Below are 14,074 nucleotides of genomic sequence, written 5' to 3'. Positions count from 1 at the left end.
TTTTAATGAAAAATGGAGGTGGTCATTTTGCTCCGGAATTAGGTGGTCATTTTGAATTGGAATCAGGTGGTCACTTTAAATTGGAATTGGGTGGTCAATATCACTGGAATTTGCACCCGATGCACAGGAAGTAAAAAAGTACAGGAACAATTCTGCACCGTTGGAACTCTTACCGATGGTTTTCTAAAACAGCAGTTTTTACCATTGTTTGAAAAGGGAGAAAAATTGCCAAATAGCATACAGACACAAAAGGAATTTTTTAATTCGCTTGCTATCCTGACAGGGTTGTATGGTTTTGAGATAATGGATGTAGAAAACAAACCCTATCCCTACAATATCCTGTTAACGCATTCATACGTTCAAAAGCAACTCAGAAAATCAGGACAGGACATTGAACTCACCATCTTACAGGGCGATAGCGGTATGGTAAAACTAGCGACCAACCACACCTATAACACAGGCAATACGTTGTATTATATTCCTGTACTGCCAGTATATCGATTGTTGCAGAACAAGAAACAAAAACAAACCGCAGAACTATTTTTATCTGTATTTGCCTACTTATACCATATTGCAGGGATTCCTTATTACAGGGAAAACAGTAGTTGCCTTTTTTACCATTATGAATGTATGGAGGAATGGCTTATAGATGATTTTGAAAATGATGAAACCGAGGAAAGCAATAGTGCACTTTCAGAATTTAATCAAGCTATTTATTATGGGGATGTAATGCTCCGTAAAATATACAACCTCTATCATCTGAATTATTTCAAACAGCGAACTGAGAGTTACAGACCAAGCACCTCCTTTGAAAAAGATTGTCTTACAGTCGCAGAAAAAACATTGGCACTACTGCTCGAATATCCTGACTATACTATTTTTCAGAATACGTCCAATCGGGAATTTGAATATGATGACGGGGTCATCAAAGCAGAACAGTACATTTCTTTCATAGCAGATAGCGATGGATTACTGTACGAGAATATCGCCCGAGTAATTAATGACGAATTTAATGAGTGCAGCGAAATGGAAGAACCTACTTTACTACAAATCTATAACACCAAAAACCAACCATCCAACAAAGGATTGGATTTTGAATACAGACTATTTCCTTTAATTAACGACCTATGTACCCTTTTAAATAATACACCATGAAAGATATAACCACACAATTCGGAGCATTATACCACCCAATAAAAGCTTTTGTAGTTTATCAGAAAGATACCGCTGATAAGAATATTTATGTGGAAGCCTATGACATGGATAAAAATAGCTATCCCATAAATGCCCATCCCTTAAACCTAAAAGAAAGTAATCAGCTCGCCAATGCCTTGGATACTTCCGACGAACTCACACGCAAATTTTTAAAACCATCAGGATTGCTTCCTAAAAATGTACTGTACATCAATCCCGAGCATGATGGTTATGCCATTTGGTACACGCCTGCACAAAAAGTCAATTTGTTTTTCGTGGATAGTTTAGCCATCACAAACGGCAAAGCATTTGTACCTCCCTTGCTATGGAAAGCCTCCAAAAGCAACTTATACATTTATGCAATGGACAAAGACATGGAAATAAGCGAACAAACTATCTTATACCATGCGCCTTTTTTTAATTTATATGCTGATGGTAAGGTTTGCATGGGTACAGTATCGGTCAAAATACAGGCGGATTGTCTTTTAGAGGAATTCATACAAGAGTGGGAACAGTATTTTTTTAATAGTTATTTCAGTCATTTGATTGAAGATACTAGTCCCGTAAAAGGAAACATAATTCAACTTTGGCAGACCCTTGTATGTAGCGGAAAACCGTTTCCCATGGAATCTTTACTTAAAAATGGTTTAACAATTAAAAAACTACTGTCATGAGCACGCAAAAAGCCATGCATTATACAGATAACTACCTGATAAATCCAACCAATCCTATAACGGTAAACCTTATTGGTGCAGGAGGAACAGGAAGCAGAATGCTTACGGAACTTGCGAGAATGAACCATAGTCTTATTGCTTTGGGACATGCAGGACTGCAAGTCAATCTATTCGATGATGATGTTGTAACCACAGCCAATCAAGGACGGCAGCTCTTTGCTGATGCTGAGGTGGGACTGCCCAAATCCGTGGCACTCATTAACCGAAACAATCGCTTTTTTGGAACGAATTGGAAAGCGGTAACAGAACAGTTTAGTACAGTTAATTTAAAATCCCTGCCCAATCAAGGCAGGGCAAACATTTATATCAGTTGCGTCGATACCGTATCGGCACGGTTCGATATTGCAACCACCTTACAGAATTGTGCAGTACACAGCAATTGGGAACGCAATAAATCCCTGTACTGGTTGGATATTGGTAATGCCCAAAATACAGGACAGGCACTGCTCTCCACTATAAGCGAAATAAAACAGCCAAATTCTAATCTATACAGGACAGTGTCCACACTTCCTATGGTGACAGAAGAATTTAGAGAACTGCTCGAAGCAAAGACCGATAACAATGAGCCGAGTTGTTCTCTTGCCGAAGCATTGGAAAGGCAGGACTTGTTTATCAATTCTACACTTGCCAATATGGGTGCATCTCTCTTATGGAAACTATTTCGTGAAGGGATGACAGAATATAGAGGCTTTTTCCTAAACCTTTCAGACTTTAGATCTCAGCCCATTACGATGGGCTAATGTCCGCCGCCCCGCAATTGTTCTTCCTTTCGTCAGAACAATTGCGGGGCGAACTAAGCGGTGAAGTCACTGGCACTAAACTTACCTTACCTGCGGTTACGTTAGTTTACGCAAGCGACTGCGGACTTGTTTTTATTGTTATTAACTCTGATCTTTGAAGTAAGCGGAAATAAAACCAATCTCATTGACTTTAATGATTTGTAAAATATTGCAGATAACCATTTAGAAAGTATGTGAAATAATTACTACACGCCTAAATACACTTAGTAAAATCCGAACAAGTCAGTAACTGCATAAAACCTTGCTATTACTGAATCAATTTAACGATTTTAACAAACATTTAGTTGATGAATTAATATATTTTAGCTAATTTTGATTCATCATAAAGTACAAATGAAAAATTTTTACCTTTTATTAATCGTTGTACTAGGCCTCTTCTTGATGCCAACCTCTGCTTTTGCCTGTAAAAATCATTCGGAGAAAGGTTCTTGTAACAAAGAAACTTCATCAAAAACTCATAAGGACGATTGTTGTTGCTCAAATGACAATCATTCTAAAAACAAAAATCATGATACTTGTGGTGGAAAATGCGGACATTTAAAATGTGGTTGTCCATCAACAAATACTGCTTTCACCTCTTCTTATCAATTAAAAAGTAAAAATACTATTTTTACTTTTTCTTCCGAAAAACAAAAATTTTATCATTCAGAAACCTTTATTTCTTCTGGTTTCCATTCTCTTTGGCTTATACCAAAAATAAGCTAAATTCCAAATTTTGACAGCCATAAGTGTATCAAATTAAAAGCAATAATTGCTTTAAAATCATTTATTTTTTCGGCTAATTATAATTTAAACTGTGGTTTCAAATACTATTGTTTGTGTATTTAGCTAATTCAATTCAAAATTATTTACTTACAATGAACTCATTAAAAAAAATAATGATAGCAATAACCCTATTGTTATCACTCGTAGTCTCCACTGCGCAAATTAAAAATACTAAAACAGACCCAATTTCTAAGAACCAATTGAAACCAGTTTTCGACAATTATTTCTTATTGAAAGATGCCTTGGTAAAAACAGATGGCAAAACGGCTGCTGCAAGGTCAAAGGACCTATTAATAACTATTACTGCTGTAAAAATGGAAAACTTAAAAACAGCGGAACATACAGTTTGGATGAAAGTTTCGAAAAGTGTAACCGCTAATGCTAAAAGTATTTCTGAAACACTAGACATCAACAAGCAAAGAGAACTTTTCAAATCTTTGTCTAAAAATACATATGAATTGATAAAAGTTTCAAAATTAGCAGAACCCGTTTACTATAACTATTGCCCAATGCAAGATGCCAATTGGTTAAGCAAAGAAAAAACAATTAAAAATCCTTACTATGGCTCTCGAATGTTGAGCTGTGGTAAAACAGTTAAAACAATTAAGTAAATGAAGCTCTATATCAAAAATATGGTCTGTAATCGATGTACTATGATAGTCAAATCAGAGTTAGAAAGATTCGGCTATACCATTATTGCTATTCAACTAGGTGAAGTTGAAATTAAAGAAGAACTTTTAAAACATCAAATTGATGAAATTCAAAAGGCTTTCTCCCAATTTGAATTTACCATTATTAAAAAAGGAAATGAAAAAGTAGTCGAAAAAATCAAATTATTAGTAAATACTTTTGTTAATCAACACGATGAATTACAGCATTTGAATTTATCAACTTATATTCAGTCAAATATTAATAAAGAATATAATTATTTGAGTAATGTGTTCTCTGAAACTGAAAACAAAACCATTGAACATTTTTATATTGACCATAAGATTGAAAAAATAAAGGAATACCTTTCTGATAATGAAATTTCTATATCAGAAATAGCATATAAAATGAACTATAGCAGTATTTCTTATCTGTCAAATCAATACAAAAAAGAAACAGGATATACACCTTCTCAATTCAAATCATTAAATGATAATAAAAGAGTTGGATTAGAGAATCTGTAAATATTACAAATCTGTTGTAAAATATTACAGTTCCTCTCTTTAGTAAATAAATGTCCTTTGTATTATTAATTTTAAATATAGAAAAAATGAAAACTCTAATTATTGCCTTAAGTTTATTTTTTGCAGCCAACACAGCTATTTTGGCTCAAAAAACAAAAGATACTTCTAAAAATGAAGTAAATACTACAGTTTATTCTTGCCCTATGCATCCTGACGAAGTGAGTTCAATAGAAGGAGGCTGTAGCAAATGTGGAATGAAAATGGTAAAAACCACGGAACGAAAATTCAATCACGCTGTAAAGGGAAGTCAAGCAAGTAGTGAGGTTGTTACAAAATATGTTTGTAGTATGGATGGTACAACTTCCGATGAACCAGAAAAATGCCCTAAATGCGGGATGGATATGGTACAACAAGAAGTTCAAAAAACAACTTATACCTGTCCCATGCATCCTGAAGAAATGAGTTTAATAGAAGGCGGATGTAGCAAATGCGGAATGAAAATGGTTAAAACTAGAAAATACAACCACGCTGTTAAAGGTAGTCAAGCCAGTAGTGAGATTGTTACAAAATATGTTTGTACAATGGATGGAGCAACTTCTGATAAGCCCGGAAATTGTCCTAAATGCGGAATGGAAATGACTAAAAAAGAGAGTACCAAAAAATAATTTTACTAGGTAAAATTTGAATCTCTTTTTTTTTTCAATTAGATCCGCATTGTAAACAATTATTTACGATGCGCTTGTTATACTATCAATGCTAAAATGAAAAGTAGTATCCGTATTAAAATGATTTTCAAAAAAGTATTTGTCAAAAATGTTGACAATAGCAACATAATTAGTAATGATTAACAAATTTTAAAAAAAATGAAAAATATAATTCTTTCAGCCCTTACAATAGCATTCCTAATGGTGTCTTGTAACCAAAAAAACAAACAAGGCGTAACAACTAATTCAGAGACCAAAGAGAGCACTTCACAATTGTATGCGTGCTCTATGCATCCAGAAATCACAGGAAAAAAGGGAGAGAAATGCTCTAAATGTGGAATGGAACTCACAGAGCCGGTAAATAAAGCTTCCGAAACTACTTCCGGTACTCCAGCTGAAGCCCAAACCGAAACAACTGTTGCAGCAGTATCACAAACTACATTTTCTATCAATGAGATTGTGCGTCATTATTTGAACCTGAAAAACGCTCTCACTAAAGACGATACAGAAGGTGCCGCCAATTCAGGAAAAGCATTATATGCAACTTTCAATAGTATAAATACCAATTCAATCGAAGCGAAATTGAAAAAAGAGTATCTTGATATTGCTGATGATGCCAAAGAACATGCCGAACATATTGGGGATAACAATGGTAAATTAGAGCATCAAAGGGAACATTTTGTACTTTTAAGTAAAGATGTAAATGATTTAATAAAAACTTTTGGAACTGAACAAAAACTGTATCAGGATTTTTGCCCAATGGCAGATAACGGAAAAGGTGCAATTTGGATAAGTGAAACCAAAGATATCAAAAACCCTTATTATGGTTCACAAATGCTTACTTGTGGTTCAATGAGAAAACAATTATAATTATAAAATGAAAAAAATCATCAAAAAAACACTGTTTATTGGGTTAATTGTTTTTTTGCTGATTCAGTTGTATCAACCTGCTCGTAATTTAGGTTTCGAGCAGGATCTGACAGCAAATTTCACAAGAGCTTACAATGTGCCAAAAAATGTGGAGCATATTTTAAGAACTTCCTGCTACGATTGTCACAGTAATAATACCAATTATCGTTGGTATTCATACGTTCAACCAGGGCGTTCTTTTATGGAAAGTCACATTAAAGACGGAAAGAAAGATTTAAATTTTTATGAATTCGGAAATTACTCCAAGCGAAAGCAAGAAAGTAAATTAGAAGCTATAGTCAAGCAAATAAAATCAGATGAAATTCCTTTGTCTTCATATACTTTCATTCATAAAAATGCTATACTAACACCTACTCAAAAACAGGACGTAATCAATTGGATTAATAAAACAAAAGATAGCCTTTCATCAAAAAACTAAATAGTATGGTCGAAAAATTAATATCATTTTCATTAAAAAACCGATTTGTTGTACTACTAGTTTCAGCCTGTTTATTTGGTTGGGGCATTTATAGTGTACAACAAAATCCGATAGATGCTATTCCAGATTTATCTGAAAATCAAGTAATTGTTTTCACGGAATGGATGGGAAGAAGCCCGCAGGTTATAGAAGCGCAAGTAACTTATCCTTTGGCTTCTAACTTGCAAGGCATTCCAAAAGTTAAAAACATACGGGGAGCATCTATGTTTGGGATGAGCTTTGTCTACATCGTTTTTGAAGATGATGTTGATATCTACTGGGCAAGAACCCGGGTTTTAGAAAGACTAAATTATGCACAACGATTATTGCCCCAAAATGTTGTTCCAACATTAGGACCAGATGGTACAGGCGTGGGTCACGTTTTTTGGTATCATTTAGATGCCAACGGTATGGATTTGGGAGAGCAAAGAGCTTTACAAGATTGGTATGTGAAATTCGCATTGCAAACCGTTCCAGGTGTGGCCGAAGTGGCTTCGTTTGGCGGTTTTGAAAAGCAATATCAATTGGTGTTAGATCCTTTGAAAATGCAGTATTATAATGTAAGCATGATGGAAGTGATGAATGCAGTCAAGGCGAATAATAACGATGTTGGAGGGCGGAAATTCGAAATGAGTGATATGTCATACATCATAAGAGGATTAGGATATATAAAAAACATAAAGGACGTAGAAGATATAGCCATTAAAAATTACAATTCTATTCCTGTAAAGGTAAAAGACATTGGTTCGATACAAATGGGTGGCGATTTGCGATTAGGGATTTTTGATGAAAATGGTACTGGCGAAGTGGTGGGTGGAATTGTAGTGATGCGTTATGGCGAAAATGCCGATAAAGTAATCACCGCAGTAAAAGAAAAAATGAAAGAAGTCGAAAAAGGATTACCTGAAGGCGTTACTTTTAAAACATCTTATGACAGAAGCGAATTGATTGAAAAAGCTATCGCATCGGTTAAAGGAACTTTAATCGAAGAAATGATTGCCGTTTCTATAATAATTCTTCTTTTTCTTTTTCATTGGCGAAGTGCCCTAATCATTTTGATTCAAATACCAATATCCGTTGCGGTTGCATTTATCTTTCTTCAAGCTTTTGGAATATCTTCCAATATTATGTCACTAACGGGTATTGCGCTGGCAATAGGTGTTATTGTTGATGACGGAATTGTAATGGTAGAGAATGCTTATAGGACAATTTCGGAGAGACAGGAAGAAATGGATAACAACAAATAATTTGCAGCGATGAGAAATTTTTTAAAAAAAATAGTCAAAAAACAACACAATCCATTATCTTCTGAAGAAAAACTGCAGCTAATTGAATCCTCTTCTAAATTAGTTGGACCAGGTGTTTTCTATTCAACTGTAATTATAATTACCTCTTTTTTGCCAGTATTTCTGCTTACAGGCATGGAAGGAAAACTCTTTAGCCCATTGGCGTGGACAAAATCGTTAATACTTATTGTTGATGCGTTTTTTGCTATCACACTTACACCTGTATTAATTAGTTTTTTACTTAAAGGCAGACTTCGAGTGGAAGAAAAAAATCCAATTAATAGAAAACTGGAAAGTATCTATACTCCTATTTTAACGCTTTGTTTAAAATGGAGAAAAACAGTATTGGGTATCAATATCATTGCACTTTTGATAGGAGTTTTAATGTTTACGCGTTTAGGTTCAGAATTTATGCCACCATTAGATGAAGGTTCCATCTTGTTTATGCCGGTAACCTTGCCGGATGTATCCAATTCTGAAGTAAAACGAATATTACAAGTTCAGGACAAATTAATAAAATCGATACCCGAAGTGGCACACGTTTTAGGAAAAGCCGGCAGAGCAAATACCGCAACCGATAACAGTCCGATAAGTATGATTGAAACCATTGTTTTGTTAAAACCCCAACAAGAATGGAGAGCAGGCAAAACGAAAAATGATATTGTTAACGAAATAAACAACAAACTGCAAATACCCGGAGTAACTAATGGCTTTACCCAACCCATTATCAATCGTATCAATATGCTTTCAACGGGTATTCGAACCGACGTTGGAATTAAAATTTACGGAGCAAGTTTAGATACCATAAACGCATTATCCCAAAAAATTAAAAAAGCACTCGAAGGCACAGCTGGAGTAAAAGATTTATATGCCGAACCCATAACCGGAGGGAAATATATTGACATAGAAGCAAAACGGGAGGTAATCGGTAGATATGGACTTTCAATTGATGATATAAATACTGTTGTTGAAGCGGCTATTGGAGGGATGAAACTCACGACAACTATCGAAGGAAGGCAACGTTTTTCGGTAAATGCGAGATATGCACAGGAATACCGAAATAGTTTAGAAGCCCTAAAAAAACTGCAGGTACAAACAATGCAATTCGGCTCAATTCCACTAGAAACGGTTGCTGATGTGAAAATAAGTGATGGACCGCCAATGATAAACAGCGAAAATGCAATGCTTCGTGGTAGCGTATTGTTTAATGTTCGGGACCGTGATTTAGGAAGTACCGTAAAAGAGGCACAGAAAAAATTGAATACCATGATGACTAAAATGCCAAAAGGATATTATGTGGAATGGAGCGGGCAATGGGAAAACCAAATTAGAGCCAATAAGACATTGAGTATGATATTGCCAATTGTTGTTGTTATTATTTTTCTTGTATTATACTTTACGTATCGTTCCATGAAAGAAGCTTTGATAACTATGATAACGGTACCGTTTGCTTTGATTGGAGGTATTTTTATGGTCTATTTCTATGGGATTAATTTATCGGTTGCCGTTGCCGTTGGTTTTATTGCTTTGTTTGGTTTGGCTGTAGAAACGGCTATGCTAATAACCATTTATTTAAATGAGGCGATGAACAAAATGGTAGCAAAACATGGGAACAGCACAGCAACAATTACAGAAGATATTTTGAGAGAATATATTATTGATGGTTCAGCCAAAAGGTTGCGACCAAAATTAATGACGGTTTCCGTTTCTTTATTTGGATTAATCCCCATTCTTTGGGCAACAGGAACTGGCGCTGATGTAATGCTTCCCATCACTGTTCCGCTCATTGGTGGTACAATCACTTCGACTATTTATGTATTATTAGTAACACCGGTTGTTTTCGAAATGTCAAAACTTCGTGAATTAAGAACAAAAGGTAAAATAGATCTTATAGATGCAAAACATTAAATATTATATCGCAATATGCTGTTTGATTTTAAACACTACTAATTTAGTAGCTCAAACACTTTCATTGGATACCGTTTTGACCACTATCAAAACAAATAATCCACAGTTAAAAATCTATGATGCTGATATTCAAAGTATGGATGCAGCTGCAAAAGGGGCAAAAAGCTGGATGCCGCCACAAGTAAATTCAGGTTTCTTTATGACTCCTTACAATACCAAATTATGGAAAGCCGGTGATAATAACCTTGGTATGGGTTTTTATACATTAGGGATTACACAAATGATACCTAACCCATCGAAACTAAAGGCAGATTACAAGTATATGAATGCGATGTCTTCAGTTGAGAAAGAAAACAAAAACTATACGATTAATCAATTAAATGCTTTAGCAAAAACGAATTATTACCAATGGTTGGTCCTGAATAAAAAAAAGCAGCTTGCCAACGATAATTTACTGCTTCTGGACTATATGATTAAGAGTATGGAGATACGCTACCAATACAATATGGATAAATTACCCACCTATTACAAAGCAAAATCGCAATATGGCACATTACAAAGCATGATAGTAATGCTGCAAAATGATATTTCTCAAAAACGAATTATGCTAAATACCTTGATGGCAAGAGACATTAATATTCCTTTTGAAATAGATACCACCTATCAATTAAAGGTTTTTGATTTGATAAAACTGCATACAACATTCAATATACAAAGTCGAAGTGATATTAAAGCTATTGAGCAAACAATGGTATTAAATCAATTAAAAATAGAAGCCGAAAAAACAAAACTATTACCGGAATTTGGAATTAATTACGAACATATGTTTGCTTTTGGGCAACAACCACAACAATTCACTTTAATGCTTATGGTTACTATTCCCTTTGCTCCTTGGGCTTCAAAAATGAGTAAGGCAAATGTCAACAGCTTTCAAATAAAAAATGAAAGCCTTAATTGGCAAAAACAAATGGTTTTGAATGAAGCTCACGGAATGGTTTCAGGAATGAATACCGAACTTACCAATCTCAAGGCACAATATGATATTGCTGAAAAAAGTATTATTCCAGCTTTGCGAAAAAATTATGATACGGCAATACTTGCCTGGCAAAATAACACTGGCGATTTGTTTGTTGTTCTGGATGCATGGGAGGCATTAAATATGGCTCAAATAGATACTTTAGACAAATTACAAGCTATTTTGATTGCACAAGTAGAAATTGAAAAACATTTAGAAATCAAATAATTATGAGCAATTTTTTAAAATATAGTTTAGTAGTTATAACAATTTCAATTATTGGATTGGCCATATACTTCTTTGCCTTGAAGTCAAAAAAAACGGCACATAATCAGCAGCAAAAAGAACTGTACACCTGTCCTATGCATCCGCAAATTATTAGGGATAAACCCGGTAATTGCCCAATTTGCGGAATGGTATTGGTAAAAAAAACAATCCAAAATCATGCTGTGGAAAGCAACTTAATTGAAAATCTTTTAAAGCCAACCGATAACTTTATTGTGGGTAATTATCAAACCACAACCCCAAAAGATACCACCATCAGTAGTGAAATAAACTTGCCCGGCCTAATAGCATACGACCCAAATTCATCTGTAAATATCGCGGCAAGAATAAGTGGCAGAATAGAAAAAATGTACGTAAACTATAAATACCAAAGAGTCGCTAAAGGACAAAAGCTTTTTGATTTGTACAGCCCGGAATTACTGACAGAACAGCAAAATTTCATTTATTTAATTTCCAATGACTCTGATAATGTGTCAATTATTAAAGCCTCAAAGCAAAAATTACTGCTATATGGAATGACTGTTAATCAAATAAATTCATTGGCTTCAGCCAAAAGGGCAAACCCGATAATTTCTATTTATAGCCCTGCCTACGGAATTATTCAGGGGACGGAAAACATGACCAGAAATGCAAATGCAGCAATGCAAAACGCTGCCGCAACTACAGAATTTTTAACTATTAAAGAAGGCGATTATATAAAAAAAGGGGAGATTGTTTTTAGATTAGTGAATACTGATAAAGTATGGGGCGTTTTTAATGTCTTGCAAGGACACAACAACCTAATCAAAACAAATCAATCTATTGCTATTACATCAGAGTTAAACGAAAACGAATTTATTACTGCTAAAGTAAATTTTATAGAAACACAATTGAGTCCAGCGGATAAATCCAATAGAATTAGAGTTTATTTAAACAACAGTATACTGAAATTGCCTATTGGTTTGCGATTACAAGGCATATTGAAAACAAATCCGATAAAAGCTATTTGGTTACAAAAACAAGCATTAGTGAGTATTGGTAATAAAAAAATAGTTTTTATAAAAAGGGACAATGGCTTTAAGGCTGCAGCAATAAAAACTGGAATTGAAATCAATGATTTCATTCAAATTATAGAGGGCATTTCTGTAAAAGATACTATTGCCAAAAATGCTGAATATTTAATCGATAGCGAAAGCTTTATTAAAACGGAATAGCCATGAAAGAAGCATTAAAAAAAACAGGGCTTCTATTTTTACTATTTACTGCTTTTATAGCTTGTAATACTAAAAATAAGGAGAATCATAGCAAACACCAAACAAAAGAAAATATTTTCTACACCTGCTCTATGGATCCACAGGTAAAGGAAGACAAACCGGGTAAATGCCCTATTTGTCATATGCCTTTAACCTCAATAAAAAGCAACGATACGGAAGCTAACGAAATAAGATTGAGTAAGCAACAAATACTATTGGGAAACATAACCGCACAAACCATTGCACAAACTCAAAGTAATTTAGAGCAAAATTACACAGGGGTTTTGACTATTAATCAAGAAAAAATTAAAACTATTTCGGCAAGAACAATGGGACGAATTGAAAAGTTATATTTCAAAACCACAGGAGATTACATTAAGAAAAACGACCCCGTTTATTTATTATATAGTGAAGAAATTGCGATAGCCAAACAAGATTATTTTACAGCTTACAAACAACTTGCCATGCCCGGTGATTTTGGTAAAAATGCAAGAAGTATGCTTAATGCAGCCAAACAAAAATTAGTGTTCTTTGGTTTATCTAGTACCCAAATTGAAGCTCTAAAAACAACTAATGAAGTTTCGCCTTACACCACTTTCTACAGCACCTATAGTGGTTATATCTCTGAAATATTAGCTACTGAAGGCAGTTATATGATGGACGGTTCCGCTATCATTAAATTAGCGAATTTAAATAGTCTTTGGCTTGAAACACAAGTAAATGTAAACTATGTAAAAAGCGTGCGTCTAGGGCAAGACGCAAAAGTTTCATTTACCGATTTTCCTGATAAAACAGTAAATGCGAAAGTTTCATTTATCAATCCTGAAATAAATCCTGATACCAGACTGCTTTTAATTCGGATGGAAATAGCCAATCCGAATTTGTTATTAAAACCTGGTATGCAGGCAATCGCAAAATTGACGCAATCCAATATAAAAGGGATATTTATTCCTACCGATGCTGTAATCAGGGAAGAAAATGCTTCTTACATCTGGATTGAAAAAAGACCAGGCGTATTTGAAAGCTTAATGGTGGAAACAGGAGCGGAAACCAATGGGATGGTCGAAATTAAATCAGAAATGGATATAACCAAAAAAGTTGTCATCACTGGCGCGTATGCTATAAACAGCGAATATAAATTCCGCAAAGGAAGCGACCCTATGGAGGGAATGAAAATGTAATGATTAACAAAAACTATTATGAAATTAACAAATATGGAATTAAAATTGAACATTGATAAATTAGGTATAATTGGACTTTTCTTCACAGCACTATTATCCCCTTGCTGTTTTCCCCTTTTTGCATTCGGAGCTTCTGCTTTCGGATTGGGTAGTTTTGAGTTGTTTGGAGGCTGGAGCATGTGGATCTTTCAGGCAATGATTTTAATTTCAATCATAGGTTTAATCATTTCTTATCGTAACCATCGTTGCTCTTATCCTTTATTGTTTGCTGTACCAAGTTCCGGACTAATTCTCTATGGCTATTATTTTAGTAGTAACTCTTATTTTATTTATATAGGTATGTTCGGACTATTAATTGCAACTGGAGTAAATTATTATAGAAACAAATTACACGGTACTTGCGATACATGT

General features: G+C 34.5%; 12 protein-coding genes and 2 pseudogenes. All 14 read left to right on the top strand.

The features are described 5' to 3' along the window. Positions 1–90: 90 nt before the first annotated feature. Positions 91–1,155: a hypothetical protein gene (locus ACM55H_RS15640; protein WP_416837405.1), complete on the top strand. Its 1,065-nt coding sequence runs from the start codon at positions 91–93 to the stop codon at positions 1,153–1,155. Then, entirely contained in the window at positions 1,152–1,868 is a 717-nt protein-coding gene (locus ACM55H_RS15635) for a PRTRC system protein B (RefSeq protein ID WP_416837404.1), read from the top strand. Before ACM55H_RS15640 ends, ACM55H_RS15635 begins: the two co-directional genes overlap by 4 nt. Next, positions 1,865–2,668, top strand: a complete 804-nt coding sequence (locus ACM55H_RS15630; RefSeq protein ID WP_416837403.1) for a PRTRC system ThiF family protein — start codon at positions 1,865–1,867, stop codon at positions 2,666–2,668. Before ACM55H_RS15635 ends, ACM55H_RS15630 begins: the two co-directional genes overlap by 4 nt. Before the next feature lie 393 nt (positions 2,669–3,061). After that, positions 3,062–3,433 (top strand): hypothetical protein, encoded by a 372-nt coding sequence (locus ACM55H_RS15625; RefSeq protein WP_416837402.1) that lies wholly within the window; start codon positions 3,062–3,064, stop codon positions 3,431–3,433. A gap of 173 nt (positions 3,434–3,606) precedes the next feature. After that, entirely contained in the window at positions 3,607–4,104 is a 498-nt protein-coding gene (locus ACM55H_RS15620) for a DUF3347 domain-containing protein (RefSeq protein ID WP_416837401.1), read from the top strand. A 42-nt stretch (positions 4,105–4,146) separates the two neighbouring features. Next, a complete protein-coding gene (locus ACM55H_RS15615) occupies positions 4,147–4,665 on the top strand; it encodes a helix-turn-helix domain-containing protein (protein WP_416837400.1) in 519 nt (172 codons plus the stop codon). Between the two features lie 86 nt (positions 4,666–4,751). Then, positions 4,752–5,330 (top strand): heavy metal-binding domain-containing protein, encoded by a 579-nt coding sequence (locus ACM55H_RS15610; protein ID WP_416837399.1) that lies wholly within the window; start codon positions 4,752–4,754, stop codon positions 5,328–5,330. A 198-nt stretch (positions 5,331–5,528) separates the two neighbouring features. Then, positions 5,529–6,239: a DUF3347 domain-containing protein gene (locus tag ACM55H_RS15605; RefSeq protein ID WP_416837398.1), complete on the top strand. Its 711-nt coding sequence runs from the start codon at positions 5,529–5,531 to the stop codon at positions 6,237–6,239. A 7-nt stretch (positions 6,240–6,246) separates the two neighbouring features. Beyond that, on the top strand, positions 6,247–6,717 hold the full coding sequence (locus ACM55H_RS15600; RefSeq protein ID WP_416837397.1) for a heme-binding domain-containing protein: 471 nt from the start codon (positions 6,247–6,249) through the stop codon (positions 6,715–6,717). A 5-nt stretch (positions 6,718–6,722) separates the two neighbouring features. After that, positions 6,723–9,950, top strand: a pseudogene (locus ACM55H_RS15595) (efflux RND transporter permease subunit). Continuing rightward, a complete protein-coding gene (locus ACM55H_RS15590) occupies positions 9,937–11,193 on the top strand; it encodes a TolC family protein (protein WP_416837396.1) in 1,257 nt (418 codons plus the stop codon). Before ACM55H_RS15595 ends, ACM55H_RS15590 begins: the two are co-directional and overlap by 14 nt. A gap of 2 nt (positions 11,194–11,195) precedes the next feature. After that, positions 11,196–12,443 carry a heavy metal-binding domain-containing protein gene (locus ACM55H_RS15585; protein WP_416837395.1) on the top strand — a complete coding sequence of 416 codons (1,248 nt, stop codon included), beginning with the start codon at positions 11,196–11,198 and terminating at the stop codon, positions 12,441–12,443. A 2-nt stretch (positions 12,444–12,445) separates the two neighbouring features. Continuing rightward, the gene (locus ACM55H_RS15580) at positions 12,446–13,663 is read left to right on the top strand and encodes an efflux RND transporter periplasmic adaptor subunit (protein WP_416837394.1); all 1,218 of its coding nucleotides are present in this window, start codon (positions 12,446–12,448) and stop codon (positions 13,661–13,663) included. Positions 13,664–13,681: 18 nt separating this feature from the next. Next, a pseudogene (locus ACM55H_RS15575) lies at positions 13,682–14,026 on the top strand (MerC domain-containing protein); the annotation flags it as partial. Between the last annotated feature and the right edge of the window lie 48 nt (positions 14,027–14,074).

The sequence above is a fragment of the Flavobacterium cryoconiti genome, from assembly GCF_048158645.1.
In the GTDB taxonomy this organism is placed as follows: Bacteria; Bacteroidota; Bacteroidia; order Flavobacteriales; family Flavobacteriaceae; genus Flavobacterium; species Flavobacterium cryoconiti.
The sequence above is the reverse complement of the archived record's forward strand: the minus strand, read 5'-3'. Positions and strand labels throughout refer to the sequence as shown.

What these genes read in the sequence shown, in the direction of transcription:
- ACM55H_RS15635 (WP_416837404.1), top strand. Translation starts at nt 1,152, where the DNA reads ATGAAAGATATAACCACACAATTCGGAGCATTATACCACCCAATAAAA.
- ACM55H_RS15630 (WP_416837403.1), top strand. Translation starts at nt 1,865, where the DNA reads ATGAGCACGCAAAAAGCCATGCATTATACAGATAACTACCTGATAAAT.
- ACM55H_RS15625 (WP_416837402.1), top strand. Translation starts at nt 3,062, where the DNA reads ATGAAAAATTTTTACCTTTTATTAATCGTTGTACTAGGCCTCTTCTTG.
- ACM55H_RS15620 (WP_416837401.1), top strand. Translation starts at nt 3,607, where the DNA reads ATGATAGCAATAACCCTATTGTTATCACTCGTAGTCTCCACTGCGCAA.
- ACM55H_RS15615 (WP_416837400.1), top strand. Translation starts at nt 4,147, where the DNA reads ATGATAGTCAAATCAGAGTTAGAAAGATTCGGCTATACCATTATTGCT.
- ACM55H_RS15610 (WP_416837399.1), top strand. Translation starts at nt 4,752, where the DNA reads ATGAAAACTCTAATTATTGCCTTAAGTTTATTTTTTGCAGCCAACACA.
- ACM55H_RS15605 (WP_416837398.1), top strand. Translation starts at nt 5,529, where the DNA reads ATGAAAAATATAATTCTTTCAGCCCTTACAATAGCATTCCTAATGGTG.
- ACM55H_RS15600 (WP_416837397.1), top strand. Translation starts at nt 6,247, where the DNA reads ATGAAAAAAATCATCAAAAAAACACTGTTTATTGGGTTAATTGTTTTT.
- ACM55H_RS15590 (WP_416837396.1), top strand. Translation starts at nt 9,937, where the DNA reads ATGCAAAACATTAAATATTATATCGCAATATGCTGTTTGATTTTAAAC.
- ACM55H_RS15585 (WP_416837395.1), top strand. Translation starts at nt 11,196, where the DNA reads ATGAGCAATTTTTTAAAATATAGTTTAGTAGTTATAACAATTTCAATT.
- ACM55H_RS15580 (WP_416837394.1), top strand. Translation starts at nt 12,446, where the DNA reads ATGAAAGAAGCATTAAAAAAAACAGGGCTTCTATTTTTACTATTTACT.